At 66.7% G+C, this 24,140-nt stretch carries 27 protein-coding genes and 1 tRNA gene; 24 read left to right on the top strand and 4 right to left on the bottom strand.

Features of this window, described 5'->3' with window-relative positions; translation table 11 throughout:
* Positions 1–54: 54 nt before the first annotated feature.
* The 3 genes from EGM71_RS16080 to EGM71_RS16070 all read left to right on the top strand — a co-directional run bounded on the left by EGM71_RS16080 (position 55) and on the right by EGM71_RS16070 (position 3,646).
* Positions 55–1,284: a cation:proton antiporter gene (locus EGM71_RS16080; RefSeq protein ID WP_188485667.1), complete on the top strand. Its 1,230-nt coding sequence runs from the start codon at positions 55–57 to the stop codon at positions 1,282–1,284.
* 104 nt (positions 1,285–1,388) lie between these two features.
* A complete protein-coding gene (locus EGM71_RS16075) occupies positions 1,389–2,945 on the top strand; it encodes an ArnT family glycosyltransferase (protein ID WP_188485666.1) in 1,557 nt (518 codons plus the stop codon).
* A 59-nt stretch (positions 2,946–3,004) separates the two neighbouring features.
* Complete coding sequence (locus EGM71_RS16070; protein ID WP_135967251.1) at positions 3,005–3,646, top strand: hypothetical protein; 642 nt, start codon at positions 3,005–3,007, stop codon at positions 3,644–3,646.
* Between the two features lie 145 nt (positions 3,647–3,791).
* Here the strand turns inward: EGM71_RS16070 and EGM71_RS16065 are convergent, their stop codons facing one another.
* Positions 3,792–4,538, bottom strand: a complete 747-nt coding sequence (locus EGM71_RS16065; RefSeq protein WP_119006696.1) for a DUF3011 domain-containing protein — start codon at positions 4,536–4,538, stop codon at positions 3,792–3,794.
* A 158-nt stretch (positions 4,539–4,696) separates the two neighbouring features.
* Here EGM71_RS16065 and aspS point away from each other — a divergent pair, with 158 nt between their 5' ends.
* From aspS to queC, 18 genes are all read left to right on the top strand, one after another.
* On the top strand, positions 4,697–6,448 hold the full coding sequence (gene aspS / locus EGM71_RS16060) for an aspartate--tRNA ligase (protein ID WP_188485665.1): 1,752 nt from the start codon (positions 4,697–4,699) through the stop codon (positions 6,446–6,448).
* A gap of 16 nt (positions 6,449–6,464) precedes the next feature.
* Entirely contained in the window at positions 6,465–6,794 is a 330-nt protein-coding gene (locus EGM71_RS16055; protein WP_188485664.1) for a DNA primase, read from the top strand.
* 31 nt (positions 6,795–6,825) lie between these two features.
* The gene (locus tag EGM71_RS16050; RefSeq protein ID WP_188485663.1) at positions 6,826–7,347 is read left to right on the top strand and encodes a GNAT family N-acetyltransferase; all 522 of its coding nucleotides are present in this window, start codon (positions 6,826–6,828) and stop codon (positions 7,345–7,347) included.
* A 75-nt stretch (positions 7,348–7,422) separates the two neighbouring features.
* Complete coding sequence (locus EGM71_RS16045; protein ID WP_188485662.1) at positions 7,423–8,055, top strand: esterase/lipase family protein; 633 nt, start codon at positions 7,423–7,425, stop codon at positions 8,053–8,055.
* 161 nt (positions 8,056–8,216) lie between these two features.
* Entirely contained in the window at positions 8,217–8,948 is a 732-nt protein-coding gene (locus EGM71_RS16040; protein ID WP_188485661.1) for a YebC/PmpR family DNA-binding transcriptional regulator, read from the top strand.
* A gap of 105 nt (positions 8,949–9,053) precedes the next feature.
* Positions 9,054–9,575: a crossover junction endodeoxyribonuclease RuvC gene (gene ruvC, locus EGM71_RS16035; RefSeq protein ID WP_119006693.1), complete on the top strand. Its 522-nt coding sequence runs from the start codon at positions 9,054–9,056 to the stop codon at positions 9,573–9,575.
* Positions 9,576–9,588: 13 nt separating this feature from the next.
* Positions 9,589–10,182, top strand: coding sequence for a Holliday junction branch migration protein RuvA (gene ruvA, locus EGM71_RS16030; RefSeq protein WP_006386266.1), 594 nt, complete (start codon positions 9,589–9,591; stop codon positions 10,180–10,182).
* Positions 10,183–10,231: 49 nt separating this feature from the next.
* On the top strand, positions 10,232–12,151 hold the full coding sequence (locus EGM71_RS16025) for a potassium transporter Kup (protein ID WP_223224485.1): 1,920 nt from the start codon (positions 10,232–10,234) through the stop codon (positions 12,149–12,151).
* 370 nt (positions 12,152–12,521) lie between these two features.
* Positions 12,522–13,562: a Holliday junction branch migration DNA helicase RuvB gene (gene ruvB, locus EGM71_RS16020; protein ID WP_075676470.1), complete on the top strand. Its 1,041-nt coding sequence runs from the start codon at positions 12,522–12,524 to the stop codon at positions 13,560–13,562.
* The gene (ybgC, locus tag EGM71_RS16015; protein ID WP_188485660.1) at positions 13,552–13,983 is read left to right on the top strand and encodes a tol-pal system-associated acyl-CoA thioesterase; all 432 of its coding nucleotides are present in this window, start codon (positions 13,552–13,554) and stop codon (positions 13,981–13,983) included. The genes ruvB and ybgC overlap by 11 nt, the downstream gene beginning before the upstream one ends.
* Positions 13,984–13,993: 10 nt before the next feature.
* Positions 13,994–14,773: a protein TolQ gene (tolQ, locus tag EGM71_RS16010; protein ID WP_006438802.1), complete on the top strand. Its 780-nt coding sequence runs from the start codon at positions 13,994–13,996 to the stop codon at positions 14,771–14,773.
* 24 nt (positions 14,774–14,797) lie between these two features.
* Positions 14,798–15,226 carry a protein TolR gene (gene tolR, locus EGM71_RS16005; protein WP_188485659.1) on the top strand — a complete coding sequence of 143 codons (429 nt, stop codon included), beginning with the start codon at positions 14,798–14,800 and terminating at the stop codon, positions 15,224–15,226.
* Positions 15,216–16,268, top strand: a complete 1,053-nt coding sequence (gene tolA, locus EGM71_RS16000; protein WP_188485658.1) for a cell envelope integrity protein TolA — start codon at positions 15,216–15,218, stop codon at positions 16,266–16,268. The genes tolR and tolA overlap by 11 nt, the downstream gene beginning before the upstream one ends.
* 278 nt (positions 16,269–16,546) lie before the next feature.
* Positions 16,547–17,866 carry a Tol-Pal system beta propeller repeat protein TolB gene (gene tolB / locus EGM71_RS15995; RefSeq protein WP_032128528.1) on the top strand — a complete coding sequence of 440 codons (1,320 nt, stop codon included), beginning with the start codon at positions 16,547–16,549 and terminating at the stop codon, positions 17,864–17,866.
* A 64-nt stretch (positions 17,867–17,930) separates the two neighbouring features.
* Entirely contained in the window at positions 17,931–18,449 is a 519-nt protein-coding gene (gene pal, locus EGM71_RS15990; RefSeq protein WP_014038219.1) for a peptidoglycan-associated lipoprotein Pal, read from the top strand.
* Between the two features lie 3 nt (positions 18,450–18,452).
* Positions 18,453–19,271, top strand: a complete 819-nt coding sequence (gene ybgF / locus EGM71_RS15985; protein ID WP_188485657.1) for a tol-pal system protein YbgF — start codon at positions 18,453–18,455, stop codon at positions 19,269–19,271.
* A gap of 206 nt (positions 19,272–19,477) precedes the next feature.
* Entirely contained in the window at positions 19,478–20,179 is a 702-nt protein-coding gene (gene queE, locus EGM71_RS15980; protein ID WP_188485656.1) for a 7-carboxy-7-deazaguanine synthase QueE, read from the top strand.
* Positions 20,180–20,257: 78 nt separating this feature from the next.
* Entirely contained in the window at positions 20,258–20,923 is a 666-nt protein-coding gene (gene queC, locus EGM71_RS15975; protein WP_014038216.1) for a 7-cyano-7-deazaguanine synthase QueC, read from the top strand.
* Positions 20,924–21,015: 92 nt separating this feature from the next.
* Here queC and EGM71_RS15970 read toward each other — a convergent pair whose 3' ends face one another.
* On the bottom strand, positions 21,016–21,972 hold the full coding sequence (locus tag EGM71_RS15970) for a DUF2268 domain-containing putative Zn-dependent protease (RefSeq protein ID WP_188485655.1): 957 nt from the start codon (positions 21,970–21,972) through the stop codon (positions 21,016–21,018).
* Positions 21,973–22,137: 165 nt separating this feature from the next.
* Between EGM71_RS15970 and EGM71_RS15965 the strand changes: the two genes are divergently transcribed.
* Positions 22,138–22,213, top strand: a tRNA-Lys gene (locus EGM71_RS15965).
* A 310-nt stretch (positions 22,214–22,523) separates the two neighbouring features.
* Here EGM71_RS15965 and EGM71_RS15960 read toward each other — a convergent pair.
* Both EGM71_RS15960 and EGM71_RS15955 read right to left on the bottom strand, forming a co-directional pair.
* Complete coding sequence (locus tag EGM71_RS15960; protein WP_032958956.1) at positions 22,524–22,757, bottom strand: hypothetical protein; 234 nt, start codon at positions 22,755–22,757, stop codon at positions 22,524–22,526.
* Between the two features lie 88 nt (positions 22,758–22,845).
* The gene (locus EGM71_RS15955) at positions 22,846–23,352 is read right to left on the bottom strand and encodes a hypothetical protein (protein WP_014038213.1); all 507 of its coding nucleotides are present in this window, start codon (positions 23,350–23,352) and stop codon (positions 22,846–22,848) included.
* 85 nt (positions 23,353–23,437) lie between these two features.
* Here EGM71_RS15955 and EGM71_RS15950 point away from each other — a divergent pair, with 85 nt between their 5' ends.
* On the top strand, positions 23,438–23,698 hold the full coding sequence (locus tag EGM71_RS15950) for a YdaS family helix-turn-helix protein (protein ID WP_049443441.1): 261 nt from the start codon (positions 23,438–23,440) through the stop codon (positions 23,696–23,698).
* Positions 23,688–24,116, top strand: coding sequence for a hypothetical protein (locus tag EGM71_RS15945; RefSeq protein ID WP_014038211.1), 429 nt, complete (start codon positions 23,688–23,690; stop codon positions 24,114–24,116). The genes EGM71_RS15950 and EGM71_RS15945 overlap by 11 nt, the downstream gene beginning before the upstream one ends.
* The last annotated feature ends 24 nt before the right edge of the window (positions 24,117–24,140 follow it).

The following is a 24,140-nucleotide window of genomic DNA, read 5'->3' as shown; positions in this document are numbered from 1 at the left end:
GGATCGGTTCGGCGCGCGCATCCTGCGCGCGTTCGAACCCCACGGAAGACCCCGATGAGCCATGAGTTGATCTACCTGCTGCTGATCTTCGCGCTGCTGGTGATCCCGCGCGCGCTGCAGCGCTTCAGCCTGCCTGCGCCGCTGACCTGCCTGCTGTTCGGCATCATCGGCATGCTGTGGCTGGGCGACCAGGCGCACGACGCGGTGATCGGCCTGCTGGCCACGCTGGGGATTTCCTCATTGTTCCTGTTCGCCGGCCTGGAAGTGGACCTGCAGGCGCTGCGGCGTGGCATGTGGCCGCTGCTGGCGCATCTGGTGATCCGCAGCGCCACACTGTTCGGCGTCGGCTGGTTGGCCTGGCGCTACGCGGGATTGCCGTGGCAGGCCGCCGGGCTGCTGGCGTTGGCGCTTCTGACGCCGTCCACCGGTTTCATCATGGATTCGCTGTCGCGTCTGGGCCTGAGCGAGGATGAACGGTTCTGGGTCACCAGCAAGGCCATCGCCGGTGAACTGCTGGCGCTGGCCGCCTTGTTCATCGTGCTGCAGGCGGGCGATCCGGGGCACATGGCGCTGTCCAGCCTGGCGCTGCTGGCGATGATGGTCGGCCTGCCGCTGCTGTTCATTGCGCTGGGCCGTTGGGTGGCGCCGCACGCGCCGGGCTCGGAGTTCTCGCTGCTGGTGATGGTCGGCATGGTGGCGGCCTACATCACCTACCTGCTGGGCGTGTACTACCTGGTCGGTGCGTTCATTGCCGGCCTGGTCGCGCGCCTGCTGCACCAGCGCATGCCGCTGCTGGCCTCGCATGAGAACCTGCACGCGCTGCGCCTGTTCGCCTCGTTCTTCGTGCCGTTCTACTTCTTCAACGCCGGCACCAAGGTGCCCAGCGAAGCACTGAGCTTCGAGGCGCTGGGGCTGGGCATCGTGATCACCCTGGTGGTGCTGCCGCTGCGCATCGGCGTGGTCTGGCTGCAACGCCGGGTGATGTTCGGCGAGAGCTTCCGCAGCAGCCTGCGGGTCTCGCTGGCGCTGGCCCCGACCCTGATCTTCACCCTGGTGCTGGCGGCGATCATGCGCGAGCGTTTCCAGATTCCGGCGGTACTGTTCGGCGCGCTGCTGCTGTACGCCGCACTGACCACGCTGCTGCCGTCGCTGGTGTTCCGCACACCATTCGACGTCGATCCGGTGGAGCAGGAACCGGCGGGCGAGGGCGAGTCCGCACCGGTAGCGGCCACCGAAGCCATCCACGCCGCGCCGCTGAAGGCGTCGCTGCCACCGCAGGGCTGAGCCGCAGTCGCGCGCAGCGGCTTGCACTCGCGTGCGTCAACACAGACACTGCGCGCCCGTGAAGCGCGCCCTGTCGTGGGCGGCCACAGTCAGGAGCAACAGGCGTGACCCAGGAAAGCAACCCAGACCGCGGCCTGTTGCCGGGCAAGATCCTGTTGTGGTTTTCGGCGATCGCGCTGCTGATCCTGCTGGTCTGCAGCTGGTCGATGCCACCGGTCGATGCTTCCGGTTTCCGGCAGACGCAGACTGCACTGTCGATCGACTGGTTGCTGCGCGGTGGCCCCTGGCTGGACTACGTGACCCCGGTGCTGGGCGCGCCCTGGTCGATTCCCTTCGAGTTCCCGTTCTACCAGTGGTTGGCGGCGCTGCTGTCCAGCCTCACCGGCATGAGTGCCGACAACAGCGGGCGGCTGGTTTCCACCGTCTTCCACGTCGGCTGCGTCTGGCTGGTCTACCGCACACTGCTGGCGTGGCGCCCCGACCGCACGCTGGCGCTGTGCGTGGCCGGCGCCTTTGCCGTCTCGCCGTACGCGCAGTTCTGGGGGCGCTCGGTGATGATGGAGTCCAGCGCCGTGTTCTTCGGCCTGCTCTTTGTCTGGGCGATGGCGCGCCTGCGCAGCCAGCCGCGCGTCTGGGTGGGCCTGGTCGCCATTGTCGCAGCGGTGCTGTCGGCGGCCATCAAGGTCACCTCGTTCTTCGGCTTTGCCGCGTTCGTTGCGCTGGCCTTCCTGTGGCTGGCCCTGCGCGAGCATGGCTGGCGTCCGCAGTGGCTGCAGCAGCATTGGCGCCTGATGTTCTGGGGTGGCCTGTCCGCGCTTGCCGTGCTGGCCACGCTCAGCCTGTGGCTGCAGCATGCCGACGCGCTGAAGGCGCAGTCGGCGCTGGGCCGGCAGATCACCTCCGATGCGCTGTCCGCGTGGAATTACGGCACCCTGCAGCAGCGCCTGGATCCGGCCACCTGGTGGGGCACCGTGTTCAAGAAGCGCTTCTCCGGTGCGATCGGCTCCAACTGGATCTTCCTGATCTTCGTCATCGCCGGGCTGTGGCAGAAGCGCACGCGCGCGGCGGTGGGCATCCTGCTGCTGGCCTACCTGGCGCCGTTCCTGGTCTTCACCAACCTGCACATCGCCCATCCCTACTACCAGGCGGCCAACATCGTGTTCGCCACTTCGATCATCGGCCTGGTGCTGTGGTCGACGGTGCTGGCGGCCCAAGCGGCGGGCAAGCCGGGCCGTGGCGTCGCGCTGGCGATCTTCCTGTGCGTGCTGTCGGTGGGCTTTGGCCTGGTGAAGTCGCTGAAGGACATCAAGGAAGCACGCCAGCAGACACCGGTTTCGCAGATCGCCGATGCCATCCGCGCCGGTACGACGGCGCAGGGCGTGGTGGTCGCATTCGGACAGGACTGGTCCTCCGAACTGCCGTATTTCTCCGGCCGCCGCGCCGTGATGATTCCGGACTGGGCATCGGACGACGTACTCGCATCGCTGGCTGCAGATGACGCGGCACTGGGTGGATTGCCGCTGGCCGCACTGGTCAACTGCCCCAACCAGCTGGGCAGCAGCCCCGAGCGCGTGCAATGGCTGGCCGAGATCACCCGCCGCTATGCCGCCGGTGGCCAGAGGCAGGACGTGGGCGGTTGCGAGGTCTGGCTGCACCGCTGAGGTGACGTGGCCGGTCCGCGTGGTTTGCGTGCACCGGCCCGGGTGGTTAGGGTTGGGGCATGAGACTGCCTGCCGTTGTTGCCGCTTCCGCCCTCCTGCTCAGCCTCGCTGCCTGTTCGCAGCGTTCCGATACGGTCGCCCATGATCTGGCGACCGCACCGGCCGATGCCTTCATGGCCGCCATCGCCGCGCATTGCGGCCAGGCCTATGAGGGCCGGGTGGTGGAGGACACGCCAGCACCGACCGGCAAGGACCCGTTCGCCGGCCAGCGCCTGGTCATGCATGTGCGCGGCTGTGCCGATCCTGCCCATGAACTGCGGATTCCCTTCCATGTGGGGGATGACCACTCGCGCACCTGGGTGCTGACCCGCACCGAAAACGGCCTGCGCCTGAAGCACGATCATCGCCACCAGGATGGCAGCGCGGATGCGATCACCCTCTACGGTGGCGACAGCACGCCGCCGGGCACCGCCGAGCGCCAGCAGTTCCCGGCCGACGCCGATTCGGTGGCGATGTTCCGTCGTGCCGACATGCTGGCCTCCACGCACAACACCTGGGCGATGGAGATCGACCCGGACCAGACCTTCGTCTACGAGCTGACGCGCCCGGAGGGCCGCCGTTTCCGCGTGAAGTTCGACCTGAGCAAGCCGGTCGACCTGCCCCCCGCACCGTGGGGCGACGAGAAGGCGCCAGCACCCTGATCCCGGGGTCGGATCCCTCCCGAGCAGGGATCCGACCCCGGAAAGATCCCCAGTAGAGCCACGCCATGCGTGGATGCGGGATACCTGACCGGGGTCAGAGCCCCGGCCGTCGGCCAGGGATCCGACCTCATGCTCAAACCAGCACTCAGCGCGCGCCGAAGCGTGCCCGGCAGCCGTTGCTCACCCACACCTGGCCGCGTGCATAGCCCCAGCTGCGGCCCTCCTGGCAGGCGCTGCCGGACAGCTGCTGCTGCAGCACCGGCCGGCCCTGGCGCTCATCCCAGTCGCAGTTCTGCGTGCGGTTGTTGTTGCTGCTGCAGGTGATCGAGTAGTTGCTGTTGCCGCCGCCCCAACCACCACCGCCACCACCGCCCCAGCCGCGGGCCTCGGCGAATTCGGCGCGGCAGCCGCCACTGACCCAGATCGCGCCATTGCGCACGCCCCAGGTGCGGCCTTCGTTGCAGGGGCTGCCGGACAGCTGGCGGACCAGCCGCGCATTGCGCCAGCCGACCGGGCAGCTGCGCTCGCGGTTGTTCTGGCTCTCGCAGCGGATGGTTTCGCCAGGCCGGCCGTTGTTGCCACCCCAGCCACCACCATTGCCACCGCCCCAGCCACCACGGGCCTCGACGAATTCGGCACGGCAGCCATTGGTGACCCAGATGCTGCCATTGCGGCTGCCCCAGGTGCGGCCTTCGTCGCAGGCGCTGCCGGACAGCTGGCGCACCAGCTGCGCATTGCGCCAGCCGGTGTTGCAGACCCGTTCGCGGTTGTTCTGGCTCTCGCAGCGGATCACCCCGTCCTGCGCGGCGGCCGGGGCGGAGGGCAGGGCGAGCGTGGCGATGGTGCCCAGGCTCAGGGTCACGGCCAGGCTGGCCAGGGACAGCGGTTTCATGGCGGCATCCCATACGGTGGCAGGTGCCTGACTATAGGGAAGGGGGCGATCAAGCCGGTGTGACTGGCCGGATTTGCCCCGGCCGGGGCCTCGGCCGCAGAATACGAGGCTTTCCGGCCCCCATCCGGTGCCGGCGTTCTCCAGCGGAGCTTCCCCCCATGCGTACCCACTTCTGCGGCCTGGTCGACGAGACCCTGATTGGCCAGACTGTCACCCTCGCCGGCTGGACCGACGTGGCCCGTAACCAGGGCGGCGTCTGCTTCATCGATCTCCGGGATCATGAAGGCATCGTGCAGGTGACCGTGGAGGTCGACAACGCCGAAGTGTTCGCCGTGGCCGCTTCGCTGGGCTATGAGGACGTGCTGCAGGTGGAGGGCGTCGTTCGCGCCCGCCATGCGGTGAACGACAAGATGCGCACCGGCAAGGTGGAAGTGATCGCCACCGCCATCACCGTGCTGAACAAGGCCGCGCCGCTGCCGTTCCACGCCCACGAGAACCCGGGCGAAGAAACCCGCCTGAAGTACCGTTACCTGGACCTGCGCCGCCCGGAAATGCAGCGCATGCAGCGCACCCGCATCAAGCTGGTGCAGGCCCTGCGCCGCCACCTGGACGAGAAGGGCTTCCAGGACATCGAGACCCCGATCCTGACCAAGGCCACCCCGGAAGGCGCCCGCGACTTCCTGGTGCCGGCGCGCATGCACCCGGGCGAGTTCTACGCCCTGCCGCAGAGCCCGCAGCTGTTCAAGCAGATCCTGATGGTGGCCGGCTTCGACCGTTACTACCAGATCGCGCGCTGCTTCCGCGACGAGGCCCTGCGTGCCGACCGCCAGCTGGAATTCACCCAGCTGGACATGGAATTCGCCTTCGTCCGCGAGCGCGACGTGCAGGACTTCGTCGAAGACATGATCCGCGCCATCTTCAAGGAAGTGGTGGACGTGCAGCTGGATGCCAGCTTCCCGCGCATGACCTGGGCCGAGGCGATGCGTCGCTACGGTTCGGACAAGCCGGACCTGCGCATTGCGCTGGAGCTGGTCGACGTGGCTGAGCTGGTCAAGGACAGCGAGTTCCCGGTGTTCACCGGTCCGGCCAATGATGCCGAAGGCCGCGTCGCCGCGCTGCGCATCCCGGGCGGAGCGTCGCTGAGCCGCAAGCAGATCGACGAGTACGCCGCGCATGCCGCCAAGTACGGTGCCAAGGGCCTGGCCTACATCAAGATTGCCGACAACGGCGAAGTCAGCTCGCCGATCCAGAAGTTCTTCAGCGAGGAATCCTTCGCTGCGCTGGTGGCCCACGTCGGCGCCGGCAACGGCGACATCGTGTTCTTCGGCGCCGGTGGCTACAACAAGGTCTCCGACTTCATGGGCGCGCTGCGCCTGAAGGCCGGCAAGGACTTCGGCCTGGTCGCCGACGGCTGGGCGCCGCTGTGGGTCACCGACTTCCCGATGTTCGAGTGGGACGAGGAAGAACAGCGCTACGTCGCCCTGCATCACCCCTTCACCGCACCGGCCGTGGACGACATCGCCGACCTGCGCGCCAATGCCCGTACCGCCGTCTCGCGCGGCTACGACATGGTGCTCAACGGCAATGAAATCGGCGGTGGTTCGATCCGTATCCACCGTCCGGACATGCAGAGCGCAGTGTTCGAGCTGCTCGGCATCGGTGCCGAAGAAGCCCGCGCCAAGTTCGGCTTCCTGCTCGACGCGCTGAACTACGGCGCGCCGCCGCACGGTGGCATTGCCTTCGGCATCGACCGCATCGCCGCGCTGATGGCCGGCACCGAGTCGATCCGCGACGTCATCCCGTTCCCGAAGACCACCGGTGCACAGGATCTGATGACCGACGCGCCGTCGCCGATCGTCGACGCGCAGCTGGCCGAAGTGCACATCCAGGTTCGCCCCAAGACCAACTGATCAGGAGATCCAGGCAATGACCGAGTTTGCGTTTTCGCTGGAGTGGGAAAAGCTGGGCAATGAAGGCTCCGAGGCCAACCTGGTCACCGAGCGTGCACGCGTGTTCGGTGGTTGGCTGGTCCGCGTCGGTACCAACCCGGCGGCGATGGCCCTGACCTTCGTCGCTGACGGCGAAGGCCGTTGGGACGGTGAAGACTTCGGCGTCGAGGATTACGAGGACGACGAAGAGGAAGAGTACGACGAGGACGAGGAAGGCGAGGAAGGCGAGGAAGAAGAGGACGAGGACGAAGAAGAATACGAGGAAGGGGACGAGGAAGAAGAAGCGGAATCGTCTGAAAAGGCTTGACCCGCGCTTCGCCCTGACGTCAACTTCCTGCATGTATTCGATCCGCCGCGCCACCGTGGAAGACGCGCCGACCCTGTCGGCGCTGGCCGCCCGTACGTTCACCGAAACCTTCGGCCATCTGTATCCGCCGCAGGACCTGCAGGCCTTCCTCGAGGAGGCCTACACGGTCGAGCGCCAGCGCGTGATCCTGGCCCACCCCGATTACGCGGTGTGGCTGCTGGAACTGGATGGGGAGGCGGTCGGCCATGCCGCCGCCGGCCCCTGCGGTCTGCCGCACCCGGATGTGAAACCCGGTGACGGCGAACTCAAGCGCCTGTACCTGATCAAGACGCAGCAGAGCTGCGGCTGGGGCAGCCGCCTGCTGGAAACCGCGCTGGCCTGGCTGGAGCACGAAGGTCCGCGCACGCTGTGGCTGGGTGTGTGGTCGGAGAACTTCGGCGCGCAACGCTTCTATGCCCGCTACGGTTTCGAGAAGGCCGGCGAGTACCTGTTCCCGGTCGGTGACACCCAGGACCTCGAATTCATTCTGCGCCGCGCACCGCGCGCGGCCTGACGTTCACCGCCGCTTGCTGCGCGCGCGTGTTCAATCACCTCACGTTCCTGCCCCGCTGATCGCCAGGCTGTTTGCATGACTCCCCCCGTATTGCTGCTGCATGGCATCTGGAATGCCCGTGCCTGGGTCGGGCCACTGGCCTGGCGCCTGCGCGCGCGTGGTTTCCAGGTGCACGCGTTCGGCTATTCCTCAGTGTTCGGTGGCCCCGACGTGGCCGTGCCGCAGCTGTTGGAGCGTCTGGCCGATGCCGGACCGCTGTCGCTGGTCGGCCACAGCCTGGGCGGACTGCTGGCGCTGGAAGCGCTGCGCCGCAATCCGCAGCTGCCGGTGCAACGCGTGGTCTGCCTGGGCTCGCCGCTGCGCGGCAGCGGCACCGCGCGTTCGTTGTCCGAGCACGGCTGGGGCCTGGCGCTGGGCCGCAGCAGCGAACTGTTGCTTGATGGCCTGCCGGACTGGCAGGGCAATGCCGAAGTCGGGCTGATCGCCGGTTCGGTGCCGCACGGGCTGGGCAGCCTGCTGGGGGCGATCGACGATGCCTCCGACGGCACCGTGGCACTGGCTGAGACCCGCCTGCCGGGCCTGGCCGACCATTGCGTGGTCCGCACCAGCCACAGCGGCCTGGTGGTGTCGCCCGATGCCGCGCGGCAGACGGCCCATTTCCTGCGCCACGGCCAGTTCGACCATACCCGCGACGCCGCCGCCGCATAGGTTGGTGCGTGTGGCCGGCCCGCCCTGGTGGGTGCGAATCGTTGGTTCGCACGCTCTTCGCCGGCCATGCCCTGCGGCATCCCGCCGCCCTAGACACGGTTGCCGCCCCCGATCAGGTAGAATCCGCGCCTTGATCCTGAAGCAGCCAGACGGTAGCACCCATGGGTAGAGGCCCCTCCATCGAAGCCCGCAAGAACGCGTCCGACGCGAAGCGCGGCAAGATTTTCACCAAGATCATCCGCGAGATCGGCGTTGCCGCGCGCGGCGGTGGAGGCGACCCCAACAACAACCCGCGCCTGCGCGTGGCCATGGACAAGGGCCTGGCCGTGAACATGTCCAAGGACGTGATCGAGCGCGCCATCAAGAAGGCTACCGGTGAACTGGAAGGCGTCGATTACGAGGAAATCCGCTATGAGGGCTACGCGCCCGGTGGCGTGGCCGTGATCGTCGACTGCCTGACCGACAACCGCGTGCGTACCGTGGCCGATGTGCGCCACGCGTTCAGCAAGTGCGGCGGCAACATGGGCACCGAAGGCTCGGTCGCCTTCATGTTCAAGCGCCTGGGCGTGCTGCATTTCGCCGCCGGTGCCGATGAAGAAGCGATCACCGAGGTCGCCATCGAGGCCGGCGCCGACGACATCGTGGTCTACCCGGAAGACGGCGCGATCGACGTGGTCACCAGCCCTGACGCGTTCAACGCGGTCAAGGACGCAATGACCGCCGCCGGCCATGTCGCCGATCACGCCGAGATCACCTTCCGCGCGGACAACGACATCAAGGTCGAGGGCGACGTCGCCCTGCAGGTCAAGAAGCTGCTGGACATGCTCGAAGACCTGGACGACGTGCAGGACGTGTATTCCAACGCCGAACTCGGCGCCGACGCCTACGCCTGAGCCGTCTTCGACGGCCTGGGCGCGGGCCGTTGAACGGTCACCGCGGACAGTCATGAGCCCATACGCCTGCCAGCGCATCCCGTTCCGCCCCGCCAGGAGCGCAGCATGACCCGCATCCTCGGCATCGACCCCGGTTCGCAGCGGACCGGGGTCGGCATCATCGATGTCGACGCCACCGGCCGCGTCAGCCACGTGCACCACCAGCCGCTGGTGCTGCTGGGTGCCGACGACTTCCCGCAGCGCATGAAGCTGCTGGTGCTGGGCCTGGCTGACCTGTGCCGCGAGTACGAGCCGCACGAAGTGGCCATCGAAAAGGTGTTCATGGCCCGCAATCCCGATTCGGCACTGAAGCTGGGCCAGGCCCGGGGCGCGGCGATCTCGGCCGTGGTGCTGCGCGACCTGCCGGTGCACGAATACGCCGCCAGCGAGATCAAGCTGGCCGTGGTCGGCCGTGGTGGCGCCGAAAAGCAACAGGTTCAACACATGGTCGGGCTCATGCTCAACCTGAAAACCAAGCTGCAGGCCGACGCGGCCGACGCGTTGGCGGTGGCGATCACCCATGCCCACGTAAGGGCAACGGCCAACCGCCTGGGGCTCAGCGCCCGCCAGGCGTGGGGCCGCAAATGAGGAGCTGCACGCAATGATCGGTCGACTGCGCGGCATCGTCGCCTACAAGGCGCCGCCGTGGCTGGTGGTGGACGTGAACGGAGTGGGCTACGAACTGGAGGCGCCGATGAGCACCTTCTATGACCTGCCCGAGCTCGGCCGCGAGGTCACCCTGTATACCCATTACTCGCAGAAGGAAGACAGCGTTTCGCTGTACGGCTTCCTGCGCGAGGGTGAGCGACGCCTGTTCCGCGACGTGCAGAAGGTCAGTGGCATCGGCGCGAAGATCGCGCTGGCCGTGCTGTCCGGCGTCACCGTCGAGGAGTTCGCGCGCATGGTCCAGGCTGGTGACATCACCGCGCTGACCCGCATTCCGGGCATTGGCAAGAAGACCGCCGAGCGCATGGTGCTGGAGCTGCGTGACCGCGCCGCCCAGTTCGGTGCCGGCGGCGCGCTGCCCACCGGCAGTGGCCCGGCCCCGGCCGATCCGCTGTCCGATGCCACCGTGGCCCTGCAGCAGCTGGGCTACAAGCCGGCCGAAGCCGCGCGCATGGCCCGCGAAGCCTTCAATGAAGGCGACGAAGTAGCCACCGTGATCCGCAAGGCGCTGCAGTCGGCGCTGCGCTGAGCCGCGTCCCTTTCCCCCAACGAATCGCCTGAGCTTCGCCAGGAGTCCCATGTCCAGTAGTCAAACCCCGCACGCAGCCGCTCCCGGCGGCCATGGTCACGCCCCTCCAGCCGGAGGCCTGGCGCTGATCATCGGTGCGATCGGCGTGGTGTTCGGCGATATCGGTACCAGCCCGCTGTACACCCTGAAAGAGGCGTTCTCGCCGCACTATGGGCTCAACAGCGACCACGACACCGTGCTGGGCGTGCTGTCGCTGGCGTTCTGGGCGCTGAACATCGTGGTCACCCTGAAGTACGTGACCATCATCATGCGTGCTGACAACGATGGCGAAGGCGGCATCATGGCGCTGATGGCGCTGACCCAGCGCACGCTGCGCAACGGGTCGCGCTCGGCCTACGTGGTCGGCATCCTCGGCATTTTCGGTGCCTCGCTGTTCTTCGGCGATGGCGTGATCACCCCGGCGATATCGGTGCTGGGTGCGGTGGAAGGCCTGGAGGTTGCCGCGCCGGGACTGCACGCCTTCATCGTACCGATCACCGTGGTGGTACTGCTGGCGGTGTTCGCGGTACAGCGCTTCGGCACCGCGAAGATCGGCAAGCTGTTCGGGCCGATCACCTCGATCTGGTTCATCTCGCTGGCGGCGATCGGCATCTACAACATCGTCGATGCACCGGAAGTGCTGAAGGCGTTCAACCCGTGGTGGGCGATCCGCTTCTTCATGGAGCATGGCTGGCACAGCATCTTCATCCTGGGCGCGGTGGTGCTGGCAGTGACCGGCGGTGAGGCGCTGTACGCCGACATGGGTCACTTCGGTGCCAAGCCGATCCGCCACGCCTGGTACTTCTTCGTGCTGCCGTGCCTGGTGCTGAACTACCTGGGGCAGGGCGCGCTGGTGCTCAACCACCCGGAGGCACTGAAGAATCCGTTCTTCGAGGCGGTGCCGTCGTGGGCGCTATACCCGATGATCATCCTGGCCACCATGGCGGCGGTGATTGCCTCGCAATCGGTCATCACCGGTGCGTTCTCTGTTTCGCGCCAGGCCATGCAGCTGGGCTACATCCCGCGCATGCGCATCAAGCACACCTCGCACGACACCATTGGCCAGATCTACATCCCGGGCATCAACTGGGGTATCGCGGTGATGGTGATCGGCCTGGTGCTGGCCTTCCGCAGCTCGTCCAACCTGGCGGTCGCCTACGGCATCTCGGTGTCGGCGACGATGCTGATCGACACCCTGCTGTTGGCCCTGGTGGCGCGCTCGCTGTGGCCGAAGGCGCGCAAGTGGATCCTGCCGCTGTGCGTGGTGTTCTTCATCATCGACCTCGGCTTCGTCATCGCCAACGGCGCCAAGCTGCTGCAGGGCGCCTGGTTCCCGGTGGTGCTGGGCATCTTCCTGTTCACCATGATGCGCACCTGGCGCCGTGGCCGCGAGCTGCTGCGCGATGAGATCCGCAAGGACGGCATCCGCCTGGATACCTTCCTGCCTGGGCTGATGCTGGCGCCGCCGGTACGCGTGCCGGGCACCGCGGTATTCCTCACCGCCGACCCGACCGTGGCCCCGCATGCGCTGATGCACAACCTCAAGCACAACAAGGTGCTGCACGAGCGCAACGTGTTCCTGCACGTGGAGACCCTGCCGATTCCGTATGCGATGGAAGGGCAGCGGCTGAAGATCGAATCGGTGGGCGACGAGTTCTATCGCGTCTACGTGCGCTTCGGCTTCATGGAGACCCCGGACGTACCACTGGCGCTGATGCGCTCGTGCGACCACGGTGGCATCTATTTCGACCCGATGGACACTACCTTCTTCGCCAGCCGCGAGACCATCGTCGCCACCGCCAACCGCGGCATGCCGATCTGGCGCGACAAGCTGTTCGCGCTGATGCATCGCAACGCCGCCCCGGCCACGGGCTTCTTCCGTATTCCGGGCAACCGCCTCGTGGAACTGGGCGCGCAGGTGGAGATCTGACGCGCGCGGGGTCGGATCCCTTTTCCGCGGGAAAAGGGCTCTGACCCCGAGTTCGGTTCGTTCCATCCAGTGCCATCCACGCACGGTGTGGATCTACCGTGTCGACCAAGGTCGACACCCACCAAGAGCAGGCCATGCCATTCCGGCAGATTGCGCAGATCTGTCGAAGGCGGGGTGGGTCCGGTTGAGGGGGTGTGAGCGGCATGGATGCCGCGACCAAGCCCCCAGGGATGGGTTTACGGCGTCCCCCTCAACCGGACCCACCCCGCCATCCCCAGTGGATTCGCATTTGACGTTGACGTTGACGTTGCCTCTGCGGGTGCCGGGCGCAGCCCGGCCGAAACCCGCGCTTTTGCCGCATAATCAGCACATGACCGACGACCGCATCATCGGCGCCGGCGCCACCCGCGAGGATGACGCCGCCGACGCCAGCATCCGCCCCAAGCGCCTGGCCGACTATCTCGGCCAGGCCCCGGTGCGCGAGCAGCTGGAGATCTACATCGAAGCGGCCAAGGCCCGTGGCGACGCGCTCGACCACGTGCTGATCTTCGGGCCGCCGGGCCTGGGCAAGACCACGCTCAGCCACGTCATCGCCAACGAACTGGGCGTGGCGCTGCGGGTGACCTCCGGCCCGGTGATCGAAAAGGCCGGTGACCTCGCCGCGCTGCTGACCAACCTGCAGCCGCACGATGTGCTGTTCATCGACGAAATCCATCGCCTGTCGCCGGTGGTCGAGGAAGTGCTGTACCCGGCGATGGAAGACTTCCAGATCGACATCATGATCGGCGAGGGCCCCGCGGCCCGTTCGATCAAGATCGACCTGCCGCCGTTCACCCTGATCGGCGCCACCACCCGCGCCGGCCTGCTGACCGCGCCGCTGCGCGACCGCTTCGGCATCGTCCAGCGCCTGGAGTTCTACAGCGTTGAAGAGCTCACCCGCATCGTCCGCCGTTCGGCGGCCATCCTGGCCATCGACTGCACCGCCGATGGCGCCGGCGAGATCGCGCGCCGCGCGCGCGGCACCCCGCGTATCGCCAACCGCCTGCTGCGCCGCGTGCGCGACTATGCGCAGGTGAAGGCGGGCGGCCACATCGACGAGGCCGTGGCACAGGCCGCGATGAAAATGCTCAAGGTAGATCCGGAAGGCTTCGACGAGCTCGACCGGCGGCTGCTCAAGACCATGGTCGACTACTTCGATGGTGGCCCGGTCGGCATCGAATCGCTGGCCGCGGCGCTGTCCGAAGAGCGCGGCACACTGGAAGACGTGGTCGAGCCGTACCTGATCCAGCAGGGCTTCCTGGTGCGCACCGCGCGCGGCCGCATGGCCACCCACAAGGCCTACCGGCACATGGGCCTGAAGCCGAAGAACCCGCCGCAGGACCTGTTCGCGGAGGTTCCCGATGTCGGTTGAGCCCCGATTCAGTTGGCCGACACGCATTTACTGGGAAGATACCGACGCAGGTGGCGTGGTCTACCACGCCCGCTACGTGGCCTTCATGGAACGGGCCCGGACCGAATGGATGCGTGCGCTGGGCTATGGCCAGGAGCGCATGCGCGCCGAGCACGGGATGATCTTCGCGGTGCGCTCGATGCAGATGGATTTCATCAGGCCGGCACGGCTGGATGACACCCTGCAGGTGAGCGCCCGTCTGGTCCAGCTGAAGAAGGCCAGCATGGTCTTCGACCAGCAGATCCTGCGCGACGGCGAGCTGCTGCTGTCGGCGCAGGTCCGCATCGCCGCACTGGAAGCGGCCAGTTTCCGCCCGCGTGGCATGGACGATGCCGTCCTTGCCATGCTGCAACCCCACCTCCACCCCGAATCCGAACACTGAGGAACAACGGATGATCGCAACGCTCCTGGCCCTGCAGGCCACGGTCACCGAGGCACTGCCGGCCGACGTCAGCAACGCCGCGACACAGACCCTTGCCCAGGCCACCACCGGCGGCGGCATCAACTACCTCGAACTGATGGCCAAGGCCAGCCTGCCGGTGAAGATCATCGTGCTGCTGTTGCTGGTCGGCTCGTTCGTCAGCTGGGTGATCATTTTCCGCAAGGCCCGCGTGTTCAAGCAGGCCACCCGTGAAGCCGACGAGTTCGAGAACCGCTTCTGGTCCGGCGCCGACCTGGGCAAGCTGTACAGCTCGGCCACCGACCGCAGCCGCAATGTCGGCGGCCTGGAAGCCATCTTCGAAGCAGGTTTCCGCGAGTACACCCGCCTGCGCGACAAGCGTCGCCTGGATGGCCGTGCGCAGCTGGAAGGCGCCCAGCGCGCCATGCGCACCACCTACACCCGCGAAGTGGACCAGCTCGAGCGCAACCTGGAACTGCTGGCCAACATCGGCTCGACCGCCCCGTACGTGGGCCTGGTCGGTACCGTGTTCGGCATCATGGTGACCATGCACGACATGATCAGCAGCGGTGCGCAGGCGGGTATCGCCGCCGTTGCGCCGGGCATCTCCGAGGCACTGTTCGCCACCGCCATCGGCCTGTTCGTAGCGATTCCGGCGGTGTGGGCCTACAACCGCTTCACCACGCGCGTGGAGCGCATGTCGGTGCGGTTCGAGACCTTCGCCGAAGAGTTCAGCTCCATCCTGCAGCGCCAGAGCGCTGGCGACGAGTAAGCGCCTGACCCGGGAGTCCAAGCCATGTCCGCTGCCATCGGTCGCCGCAAGCGCCGCAAGCTGAAATCGGAAATCAACGTCGTTCCCTACATCGACGTCATGCTGGTGCTGCTGATCATCTTCATGGTCACCGCACCGCTGCTCACGCTGAGCTTCGACGTCGACCTGCCGCAGTCCAACGCCAAGGCGCTGGAGAGCAAGCAGGACCCGGTGATCGTCTCGGTGCGCCAGGACGGCCAGCTCAGCCTGAAGCTGCCCGACGCCAAGGACCCGACCGCCGTGTCGCCCGAGGAACTGGAAGGCCGCCTGGCCGGCATCGCCGCCCAGGACAAGGGCGTGCGCGTGATCGTCGCCGCCGACCGCGCCGTGGCCTATGAGAAGGTCATCGCCGCGATGGATGTGATCAAGCGCGCCAAGGTAGACAAGGTAGGCCTGGCCACCGATGCACGCTGACGCCCTGCCACCTCCGCATCAGCGCGAACCCGGCTGGGGCCTGCCCCTGGCGCTGGCGTTGCTGGTGCACCTGCTGGTTGCGCTGGTCTTCATCGGCGCCTGGCTGTGGTCGCCCGAGCGCAACACCGATGCCGCTGCTGGCGACCCGTCGGTCGAGGCCAGCCTAGCGCTGTCCGCGTCCGAGGCCTCCGCTGCACGGCAGGCCCTGCGCCAGTCGGAGAAGCTGGAGGACCTGCCGCCGCCGGTCGCCGAGCCGATCCCGGTCCCTGAAGACACCATTCCGCCGCCGCAGCCGATTCCCGAACCGCGCCCGCAGGACGCCCCCACGCCGCAGCAGCAACAGGCGCAGGAGCGTGTCGCGCAGCCGGATACCAAGGACCAGGAAGCGGTGAGTGCGCTGGCCATCTCGCAGGAGAAGGCCAAGCAGGAACAGGAAGCCAAGCGCCGCCAGGAGCAGATCGACCTGACCGAACGCAAGCGCCAGGAAGAAGCGGAGCAGAAGCTGCGCCTGGCCAAGCAGCAGGAAGCGGACGAGAAGAAGAAGCAGGCCGACCAGGAGCGCGTGGCGGCTGACAAGGCTGAGGCCGAGAAGCAGAAGAAGATCGCCGAGATCCGTGCCCGCCGCGAGCAGGCAGAGAAGGAAGCCAAGCTGGCCGAGCGGAAGCTGCGCGAGGTCGCCGCCGCGCGCAATGCCGCCGGCAGTGCGGCTGCCGGTGCCAGTGGTGCCTCGCGGCCGGCCGCCGGTGGGGGTGGCAACAGCGACGATCTGACTGCCAAGTACGCTGCGGCGATCCAGGCCAAGGTGCGTGATACCTGGACCCGCCCGGACAGCGTGCCGCTGGGTCAGAGGTGCCAGGTGACCATCACCCAGATCCCGGGTGGACAGGTGCTGCAGGCCAAGGTCGGTGCAAATTGCCCCTATGACGAGGCCGGCAAGCGCTCGATCGAGGCCGCTGTGCTCAACGCCCAGCCGTTGCCCTACCGGGGCTTCGAGTCGGTGTTCAACCGCACGCTCAACCTGACCTTCACCGCGCAGGATTGAACGGGCAGGGCGGCCCTCAGGCCGCCCGTGCCTACGAATGTCGCTCTTGCCTCTGGTGTGCTCGGTTTCGACCGGGCAGGCTGTGGGCTGCTGTCGAACACCGTCCTGCAGGGCGGCGTGACCGGGGCAGACGGTGCGATGTTAGCCACGACGTTAACGGTGCGTGAGAAGACGGGCTGGAACTGACCCGGAATTCACGTACCCTTGGTTCATGATTGCGAAGCGGTTCACTTCCGCTTTGCTATCCCTCGTTCCGGTTTCCCCCTACTGAGCGCTCCATGAAAAAGATGCCTCGCTGGCTTGCCGTGTTTGCGGCCCTGTTGCTGCCCTTTGCTGCCGTCGCGCAGCAGAAGGGGCTGGATATCGACATCATCGGCGGCAATGCCTCCGCCCTGCCGATCACCATCGTGCCGATGCCCTACCAGGGTTCGGCGGCTGCACCGCAGACCGACGTCGCCGGCGTGGTCCGCGCCGACCTGGAGCGTTCGGGCCAGTTCCGCACGCTGCCGGAAGCACAGATCGTCGAAAAGCCCGTGCGTGGCGGCGATATCCAGTTCGCCACCTGGCGCGCGCTGAAGCAGAACTACATCGTGGTCGGCCGCGTGCTCGATGCCGGTGCCGGTGCCTACCGCGTCGAGTACGAGCTGTTTGACGTGCCCAAGGGCGAGCGCCTGCTGGGCCTGGCGATGACTGCCCGTGGCAACGCCATGCGCGACGTTGCCCACCAGATGGCCGACGCCATCTACGAAAAGATCACCGGTGTGCGCGGCGCCTTCTGGACCCGTATCGCCTACGTGACCGCCAGCGGCAAGGGAGACGCCATGCGCTATGCGCTGATGGTGGCCGACTCCGACGGCTACAACCCGCAGACCATCGTGCGTTCGGCCGAGCCGCTGCTGTCGCCGTCGTGGAGCCCGGATGGCAGCAAGCTGGCCTACGTCAGCTTCGAGCGTGGCAATTCGGCGATCTACATCCAGAACATCGGCACCGGCGCACGCGAGCTGGTCACCAGCTTCCGCGGCATCAACAGCGCCCCGGCGTTCTCGCCGGACGGCCGCAAGCTGGCCCTGACCCTGTCGCGTTCGGGCAACCCGGAAATCTACGTGATGGACCTGGGCAGCAAGCAGCTGACCCAGCTGACGAACCACTTCGCCATCGATACCGAGCCGACTTGGGCGCCGGACGGCAGCGCGGTGTACTTCACCTCCGACCGCGGCGGCCGTCCGCAGGTCTACAAGGTGGGTGCGGGCGGCGGCAGTGCCGAGCGCGTGACCTTCCAGGGCAACTACAATGCCAAGCCCTCGGTGTCCTACGATGGCAAGAAGATCGCCGTCGCCCAGGGTTCGGGCAACAGCTACAAGATCGCGATGATGGACAGCTCGCTGGGTTCGCCCCGCTGGAGCACGCTGTCCCCGGGTTCGCTGGATGAATCTCCGAGCTTTGCGCCCAACGCAAGCATGGTGTTGTACGCCGCCCGCGAGGGTGGCCGTGGTGTGCTGTACGCCGTTTCCGCCGATGCGCGCGTGCGCCAGCGGTTGGTTCTGGCTGACGGAGATGTGCGCGAACCGGCATGGTCCCCATACCGTACCCAGCGCTAAAAGAGTGTTAATATTTTCGCTGTCTTGAACCCCTCATCGGCCTAGGAGCCACAAAGGTATCGCCATGAACAAGTCCACCCGCGTTCTGCTTGTTTCCCTGCTGTCTGTGGCCGTCCTGGCCGGTTGCTCGAAGAAGGTCAAGGAAGAAGTGCCGGCTCCGGTCGACACCGGCACCTCGACCACCACCCCGACCGGTCCGTCGACCTCGGGTCTGTACGGCCCGGGCGACCTGGATACCGACGCTTGCCTGCGCCAGCGCGTTGTCTACTTCGACCTGGACAAGGAAGACGTGAAGCCGGAATTCCAGGCCATCATGGCTTGCCACGCCAAGTACCTGCGTGACCGTCCGTCCTCGCGCATCACCCTGCAGGGCCACACCGACGAGCGCGGTTCGCGCGCGTACAACCAGGCCCTGGGTGAGCGTCGTGGCAACGGCGTCAACTCGGCCCTGCAGGCCAACGGTGGCTCGGCTTCGCAGCTGACCGTCGTGTCCTACGGTGAAGAGCGTCCGGTCTGCACCGAGTCGAACGAGTCCTGCTGGTCGCAGAACCGTCGCGTCGAAATCGTCTACACCGCGCAGTAATCCATGCGCATTGGCATCAAACTGATGCTGGTCGTTGCGGCAGCCCTCGTGGCTGCCGCACCGGCGCATGCACAGCGACAGAGCCTGGCTGACCGTGTCGGCGCGCTCGAGCAGCAGATGTACAACAACAGTGCCAACCAGGACCTGTTGAACCAGATCAATCAGCTGCGGCAGCAGGTCACCAGCCTGCAGGCCTCGATCGAGCAGTTGCAGCACGACAACGCCCAGCTCAAGCAGTCCGCCCAGGACCAGTATCTGGATCTGGACAGCCGCCTGAACCGGCTGGAAGGGGGCAATGCCGCCCCGGCCCTGCCGCCCGTTCCGGCGAGCGCGCCGAAGGCCGCACCGGCCCCGGCAAAACCCGCGACGGCGGCCACTTCCGAGCGGCCGCCTTCCGTCCACGGTGATGCCGGCAGCCTTGCCGCCACCGGCGACGAGCGCACCTCCTACAACGTCGCTTTCGATTCGCTGAAGGCTGGCAAGTACGACGATTCGGCGCAGCTCTTCCTGAGCTTCCTGCAGCTGTACCCGAACGGCGTGTATGCGCCAAATGCGCTGTACTGGCTGGGCGAGAGCTACTACGCCACCCGCAATTTCCCGATGGCCGAGACCCAGTTCCGTGAACTGCTTTCGCGCTATCCGACCCATGACAAGGCCGCTGGCGGCCTGCTCAAGGTCGGCCTCTCGCAGTATGGCGAGGGCAAGGTCGACCAGGCCCAGCAGACGCTGGAGGCCGTCGTGGCGCAGTACCCCGGCTCGGACGCCGCACGCACCGCGCAGGACCGTCTGCAGTCCATCCGCCTCGGCAAGCAGATCCGCTGATCCGCTGACCCGGCGTACAATAGGGGTCCTGTAGAGCCGAGCCCACGCTCGGCTGCTTTCGTTTCCGGATCGGCAAACCTGCCTGGGTCCGGCAGCGCCGGGCCATGCCCACTCGGCAGTTCTTGTAGCGCCGAGCCATGCTCGGCTGCTTTCGTTACCGGCCACGGTAGCTCCCCCGCCACGTGTCCCACCAAGAAGTACCTGCCATGACCGCCGTTACCCCGTCCAGCGCCGCCGCCACGCCCAGTGAGATCGTGCAGTCGCCCCTGCCGCGCCTGAAGATCACCGAGATCTTCACCTCGCTGCAGGGCGAAGCCGATACCGCCGGCTGGCCGACCGTGTTCGTGCGCCTGACCGGCTGCCCGCTGCGCTGCCAGTACTGCGATACCGCCTATGCCTTCCACGGCGGCACCTGGTGGGACATCGACGACATCGTGGCCGAGGTGCTGGCCCAGGGCGTGCGCCACGTCTGCGTGACCGGTGGCGAGCCGCTGGCGCAGAAGCGCTGCCTGGTGCTGTTGGAAAAGCTGTGCGATGCCGGCATGGACGTCTCGCTGGAAACCTCCGGTGCGCTGGACGTCAGCGCGGTGGACCCGCGCGTGTCGCGCGTGGTCGACATCAAGACGCCGGGCTCGGCCGAAGCCGCCCGCAATCGCCTGGAAAACCTGCCGCTGCTGACCGCACGCGACCAGGTCAAGTTCGTCATCTGCAACCGCGAGGACTACGACTGGGCCAAGGCCATGGTCGCCGAGCATGAACTGGTGAAGCGCTGCACGGTGTTCTTCTCGCCCAGCAAGGGTGAGATCACCGCGCGGCAGCTGGCCGACTGGATCGTCGAAGACCGGCTGCCAGTGCGCTTCCAGATGCAGTTGCATAAAATCCTGTGGAACGACGAGCCGGGCCGATGAGCCGGCGCAACGTTCCCTGATGTAGCTCCGGCGCGGGACAGCGTGCTGGCTTTCCCCTCCCAACCGGATGTTTTTCCCATGAAGAAGGCAGTCGTGCTTCTCTCCGGCGGCATGGATTCAGCCGCCGTCATCGCCATGGCCCAGGAACAGGGCTTCGCCGTGCATGCCCTGAGCGTGCGCTATGGCCAGCGCCATACCTCCGAACTGGATGCCGCCGCCCGCGTGGCCAAGGCCCAGGGCGTGGTCGCACACAAGACCGTGGACGTGGACCTGCGCAGCATCGGCGGTTCGGCGCTGACCGACGACATCGACGTGCCCGAAGCCGGTGGTGCCGGCATCCCGGTCACCTACGTGCCGGCACGCAACACCATCATGCTGTCGCTGGCCCTGGGCTGGGCCGAAGTGCTCGGCGCCAACGACATCTTCTGCGGCGTCAACGCCGTGGACTATTCCGGCTACCCGGACTGCCGCCCCGAGTTCGTGGCCGCGTTCCAGGCGCTGGCCAACCTGGCCACCAAGTCGGGCGTGGAGGGTGCGGGCATCAAGGTGCACGCACCGCTGCAGTTCCTCAGCAAGGGCCAGATCGTCAGCGAAGGCGTGCGGCTGGGCGTGGACTTCGGCCTGACCGTGTCCTGCTACAACGCCGACGCCAACGGCGCCGCCTGCGGTCATTGCGATGCCTGCCGCCTGCGCGCGCAGGGCTTTGCCGAGGCCGGCGTCGCCGACCCGACGCTGTACGCCTGACCTTGCGGTAGAGCCGGCCGCTGGCCGGCTTCACCGTAGGTGCGAACCGCCCCCACCCGGTGGGGGCGAACCGTTGGTTCGCACTCCTTGACCTACCGGGCCTGCAACCATCCCGATGCCTCGATGAAGTCGCGCACGGCCTTCGGATCGGCATAGTCCAGCTCGATCATCCGCGCGATGCCGGCCTTCTCGTCGGCCTGCCGGCGCATGTACTCCTGTGCGATGCGGTAGCCCGCGTAGTAGCCTAGATCACTCACCCCGAACGGATTGCGGGCGCTGTTGTACAGCCAGTTGTCCAGGTTGTCTCCGTGCATCTCCGCAAGGAACCGCGTGCGGATTTCCCCTTCGTGCGCGGGCCCATAGGTGTACAGCGGCAGTGCTGGACGGCGCCCGCTGATGCGCTCTGCCACGTATTCGGCCACGCCTTCGCGCACTGCGTACTGGGCCAGACTGCCGGTGGTCTCGCGCTGCTGGGTATGCACGTACTCGTGCAGGTTGTTCTGCGCGTTGTTCGCACCGGGGCGGCTGTCGTAGAAGATCCGCAGGCGGCCGCGCATCGGCTTGGGCAGCTCGCTTACGTCCACGCGCTCATCGCCCAGCGCCATCTCCGCGCCAATCAACACCTTGTCGCCCAGCGTGGTGCCGCCGGTACGCAGCACGCCAATCGCGTAGGTGATGGTGGCCGGGCGCAGTGCAGGGTAGAGCGCGCGGAACGCGTCCAGGTCCCGCTCCAGCGTGGCGCTGGCCTGCTGAGCGTTCGCAGTCAAGGGTCGTACCGAGGTCCAGAAACGAGGCCATGACTGCATGGCCTCGGCGTATTCGCGGGCGGTGTAGTGGCGGACCTGCATCAGCGCATGCAGCCCGGGGCTGCCGGGATCGATGTAGCGTTGCTGGACCAGCGCCACCCGGCGTTCGGCATCAGGCTCGGCGCGCACCGCATCATAGGTGGCCCAGAAGCGGGCGATGTCGTCGGTGACGACCTGTGATTGGGAGGCCAATGCTGTGCAGGGCAACAGCAGGATGGCGATCAGACAGCAAGTGAGGCGCATCCGTGGCTCCGGGTGGTGAACATGGATGGGATGCGAGGAAGGCCCGGAAGGTTTAAGCGGGGTAGTACCGGCCGCTGGCCGGCAGCCGCGACACGCCGGAGTTTCGCGTGGCCCGGCAAAGTAGGGTAGAATGCGGACCCCGCCGAAAGGCCGGGGCAATGCAGCGGGCCGTTAGCTCAGTCGGTAGAGCAGAAGACTTTTAATCTTTTGGTCGAAGGTTCGAATCCTTCACGGCCCACCATTGCAGTGATGATCAAGGCGCCCATGGGGCGCCTTTTTTATTGCCCCCTCGAAAGCACGTCTGCAATGCGCGGAAGTGCCGCAGCAACGACACGGTGCTGCAGGTGCCATAGGCTCCCGGGTACTGACCCGCTGGCAGCGTGCGGCATCAGGTCGGCAGTCGCGGGAAAGGGGCGCTTTGCACGCGCTCCCATCACTGTTGGCGCCATGCCGTCTGCGTCAATTTCTGCGCCTAAATGGTAATGTTTAGGTAACTTTTGGTAATGAGTGCGTGACCTAAGCCGGCCGTTGCCGGCCGGTCAGGGCCGCTGTCAGCCGTAATGCGCGCGCAACAGCCCGGCGTCGTGGAAGGAAATGCCCTCGCGAATGCACTCCTCCGCGCGCTCCATGTCCTTGTGCAACTGGATCAGTGCGTCGTCGGCAAGCTGCTCGATGTTGACCACACCGCAACATGCCTGGTCGATCACATGCTGCATGGGCTCGCCCCAGCGCCGGCGTACGTTGCGGATCATGCGGCAATGCCACTCGCGCATGATCGCGTCCATGCGCCTCTCCCCGCGGACCCCATGTGCGTCTCCCGCCACCACCCGCAATGCCGGCGCCGGGTTGCGCTCGCCGCGCAGTTCCTGGGTCCTAGCGGCCAACCGCTGTGCGAGCTCCTCGAGTCGCGTGTGAGTCATCCTTTGCCTCCCTGATCCGTCTTGCCAGAAGCTTCGTCAGGTCGAGCACATTGTCCGGCGCAGAGGGCTGACCGAACTCGTCCACGACCATGAATGCGGTCTCCAGCAGCACGGGATCGTAGATCCATTCCGGTGGATCGCCGACCAGCTCCAGGTAGTGCGAAAGCACCTTGACCGCAGCGCTCATTTTCGCGAAATCCAGTCCCGTAGATTGAGACTGAAGCGACACGTCTCCGTCCTGATCGACGCGATCCAGCGTTCCATGCGGAAGCTGCATCACTGATTCAAGATCGCGCGCAAGACGATGGCCGATGCTCTTCGGATTGCTCTCGGAAATCCACTGGCTGACCTGGGGCTGCGCCCAGCGGGTGCCACCGAACAGGCGGGCCCATTCGGCCGGGCCGCCGGCGGCGGCCACGCGTAGGCGCATGTTGAGGGTGCGAGCGGTACTGGCGTCCATCTGTAGATGGTGCGCTGCATTACCAATCCAGCAAATGACCAAAACGGTATTGACTACCCATTACCTTGACGGTAATGTGTGGGCCATGAACCTCATCGACTACGCCATCTCCCAAGGGGGCTACGGCACCCCCAGCTGCCCCGTCATGCGCCGCCTGGCCCACCAGACCGGTTGCGCGCTGCGGACCCTCTACATGATCGCCCGCGGCCACAAGCTGCCCGGCGCGCGACTGTGCCGGCGCATCGAGCTGGCCACTGCAGGCGCCGTGCGCCGCGAAACCCTGCGCCCGGATGTGTTCGGTCCGGCCCCGTCGTCCCTCAAAGGAGAAGCCCCCCATGCAGCTTGATACGTTCGGTGAGTATGTCCGCAGCCGCCTGGAGCACTGGGGCGGCGAATATGCGCTGCATCGCGACTGCGAATACCTCGGCTTCCAGTCGCGCAACCTGCTGGCGGTGCTGATCGAGCATCGTGGTGACATGCCGGGGCGGGCCCAGGGCTACAAGCCTCTGGAAACCGATCAGTTGGCGCAGCAGATCGAAGACATCATCACGGCGGTCGCGCGTGACAACGTGGCGATGGCCTGTGCGCTGCGCGGCTACTACTGCGGCCGTGGCCGACGCAAGGTCGAACGATTCGAAACGGCGAATCTGCTGCTGGCCAACAGCGGGCAGCGACCGGTATCCAACCGGCATTACCTCAACCTGGTCGAACTTGGCTTCCAGCGCGTGCGCGGCTGGATGGAGGGTATCGCCCAGGCCGCATGAGCGGCGGATCCGATCTTTCGCCCG

It is taken from the genome of Stenotrophomonas maltophilia, assembly GCF_006970445.1.
Classification (GTDB): domain Bacteria; phylum Pseudomonadota; class Gammaproteobacteria; order Xanthomonadales; family Xanthomonadaceae; genus Stenotrophomonas; species Stenotrophomonas maltophilia_AU.
Note: the sequence above shows the minus strand (reverse complement) of the source record. Positions and strands in the feature narration are given on the sequence as shown.

What these genes read in the sequence shown, in the direction of transcription:
- EGM71_RS16055 (WP_188485664.1), top strand. Translation starts at nt 6,465, where the DNA reads ATGACCGAGTTTGCGTTTTCGCTGGAGTGGGAAAAGCTGGGCAATGAA.
- pal (WP_014038219.1), top strand. Translation starts at nt 17,931, where the DNA reads ATGAACAAGTCCACCCGCGTTCTGCTTGTTTCCCTGCTGTCTGTGGCC.
- ybgF (WP_188485657.1), top strand. Translation starts at nt 18,453, where the DNA reads ATGCGCATTGGCATCAAACTGATGCTGGTCGTTGCGGCAGCCCTCGTG.
- queC (WP_014038216.1), top strand. Translation starts at nt 20,258, where the DNA reads ATGAAGAAGGCAGTCGTGCTTCTCTCCGGCGGCATGGATTCAGCCGCC.
- EGM71_RS16025 (WP_223224485.1), top strand. Translation starts at nt 10,232, where the DNA reads ATGTCCAGTAGTCAAACCCCGCACGCAGCCGCTCCCGGCGGCCATGGT.
- EGM71_RS15960 (WP_032958956.1), bottom strand. Translation starts at nt 22,757, where the DNA reads ATGGACGCGATCATGCGCGAGTGGCATTGCCGCATGATCCGCAACGTA.
- EGM71_RS16065 (WP_119006696.1), bottom strand. Translation starts at nt 4,538, where the DNA reads ATGAAACCGCTGTCCCTGGCCAGCCTGGCCGTGACCCTGAGCCTGGGC.
- ruvC (WP_119006693.1), top strand. Translation starts at nt 9,054, where the DNA reads ATGACCCGCATCCTCGGCATCGACCCCGGTTCGCAGCGGACCGGGGTC.
- ybgC (WP_188485660.1), top strand. Translation starts at nt 13,552, where the DNA reads ATGTCGGTTGAGCCCCGATTCAGTTGGCCGACACGCATTTACTGGGAA.
- tolB (WP_032128528.1), top strand. Translation starts at nt 16,547, where the DNA reads ATGAAAAAGATGCCTCGCTGGCTTGCCGTGTTTGCGGCCCTGTTGCTG.
- aspS (WP_188485665.1), top strand. Translation starts at nt 4,697, where the DNA reads ATGCGTACCCACTTCTGCGGCCTGGTCGACGAGACCCTGATTGGCCAG.
- EGM71_RS16080 (WP_188485667.1), top strand. Translation starts at nt 55, where the DNA reads ATGAGCCATGAGTTGATCTACCTGCTGCTGATCTTCGCGCTGCTGGTG.
- tolQ (WP_006438802.1), top strand. Translation starts at nt 13,994, where the DNA reads ATGATCGCAACGCTCCTGGCCCTGCAGGCCACGGTCACCGAGGCACTG.
- EGM71_RS15945 (WP_014038211.1), top strand. Translation starts at nt 23,688, where the DNA reads ATGCAGCTTGATACGTTCGGTGAGTATGTCCGCAGCCGCCTGGAGCAC.
- EGM71_RS16070 (WP_135967251.1), top strand. Translation starts at nt 3,005, where the DNA reads ATGAGACTGCCTGCCGTTGTTGCCGCTTCCGCCCTCCTGCTCAGCCTC.
- tolR (WP_188485659.1), top strand. Translation starts at nt 14,798, where the DNA reads ATGTCCGCTGCCATCGGTCGCCGCAAGCGCCGCAAGCTGAAATCGGAA.
- EGM71_RS16040 (WP_188485661.1), top strand. Translation starts at nt 8,217, where the DNA reads ATGGGTAGAGGCCCCTCCATCGAAGCCCGCAAGAACGCGTCCGACGCG.
- queE (WP_188485656.1), top strand. Translation starts at nt 19,478, where the DNA reads ATGACCGCCGTTACCCCGTCCAGCGCCGCCGCCACGCCCAGTGAGATC.
- EGM71_RS15950 (WP_049443441.1), top strand. Translation starts at nt 23,438, where the DNA reads ATGAACCTCATCGACTACGCCATCTCCCAAGGGGGCTACGGCACCCCC.
- ruvB (WP_075676470.1), top strand. Translation starts at nt 12,522, where the DNA reads ATGACCGACGACCGCATCATCGGCGCCGGCGCCACCCGCGAGGATGAC.
- EGM71_RS16050 (WP_188485663.1), top strand. Translation starts at nt 6,826, where the DNA reads ATGTATTCGATCCGCCGCGCCACCGTGGAAGACGCGCCGACCCTGTCG.
- EGM71_RS15970 (WP_188485655.1), bottom strand. Translation starts at nt 21,972, where the DNA reads ATGCGCCTCACTTGCTGTCTGATCGCCATCCTGCTGTTGCCCTGCACA.
- ruvA (WP_006386266.1), top strand. Translation starts at nt 9,589, where the DNA reads ATGATCGGTCGACTGCGCGGCATCGTCGCCTACAAGGCGCCGCCGTGG.
- tolA (WP_188485658.1), top strand. Translation starts at nt 15,216, where the DNA reads ATGCACGCTGACGCCCTGCCACCTCCGCATCAGCGCGAACCCGGCTGG.
- EGM71_RS15955 (WP_014038213.1), bottom strand. Translation starts at nt 23,352, where the DNA reads ATGGACGCCAGTACCGCTCGCACCCTCAACATGCGCCTACGCGTGGCC.
- EGM71_RS16045 (WP_188485662.1), top strand. Translation starts at nt 7,423, where the DNA reads ATGACTCCCCCCGTATTGCTGCTGCATGGCATCTGGAATGCCCGTGCC.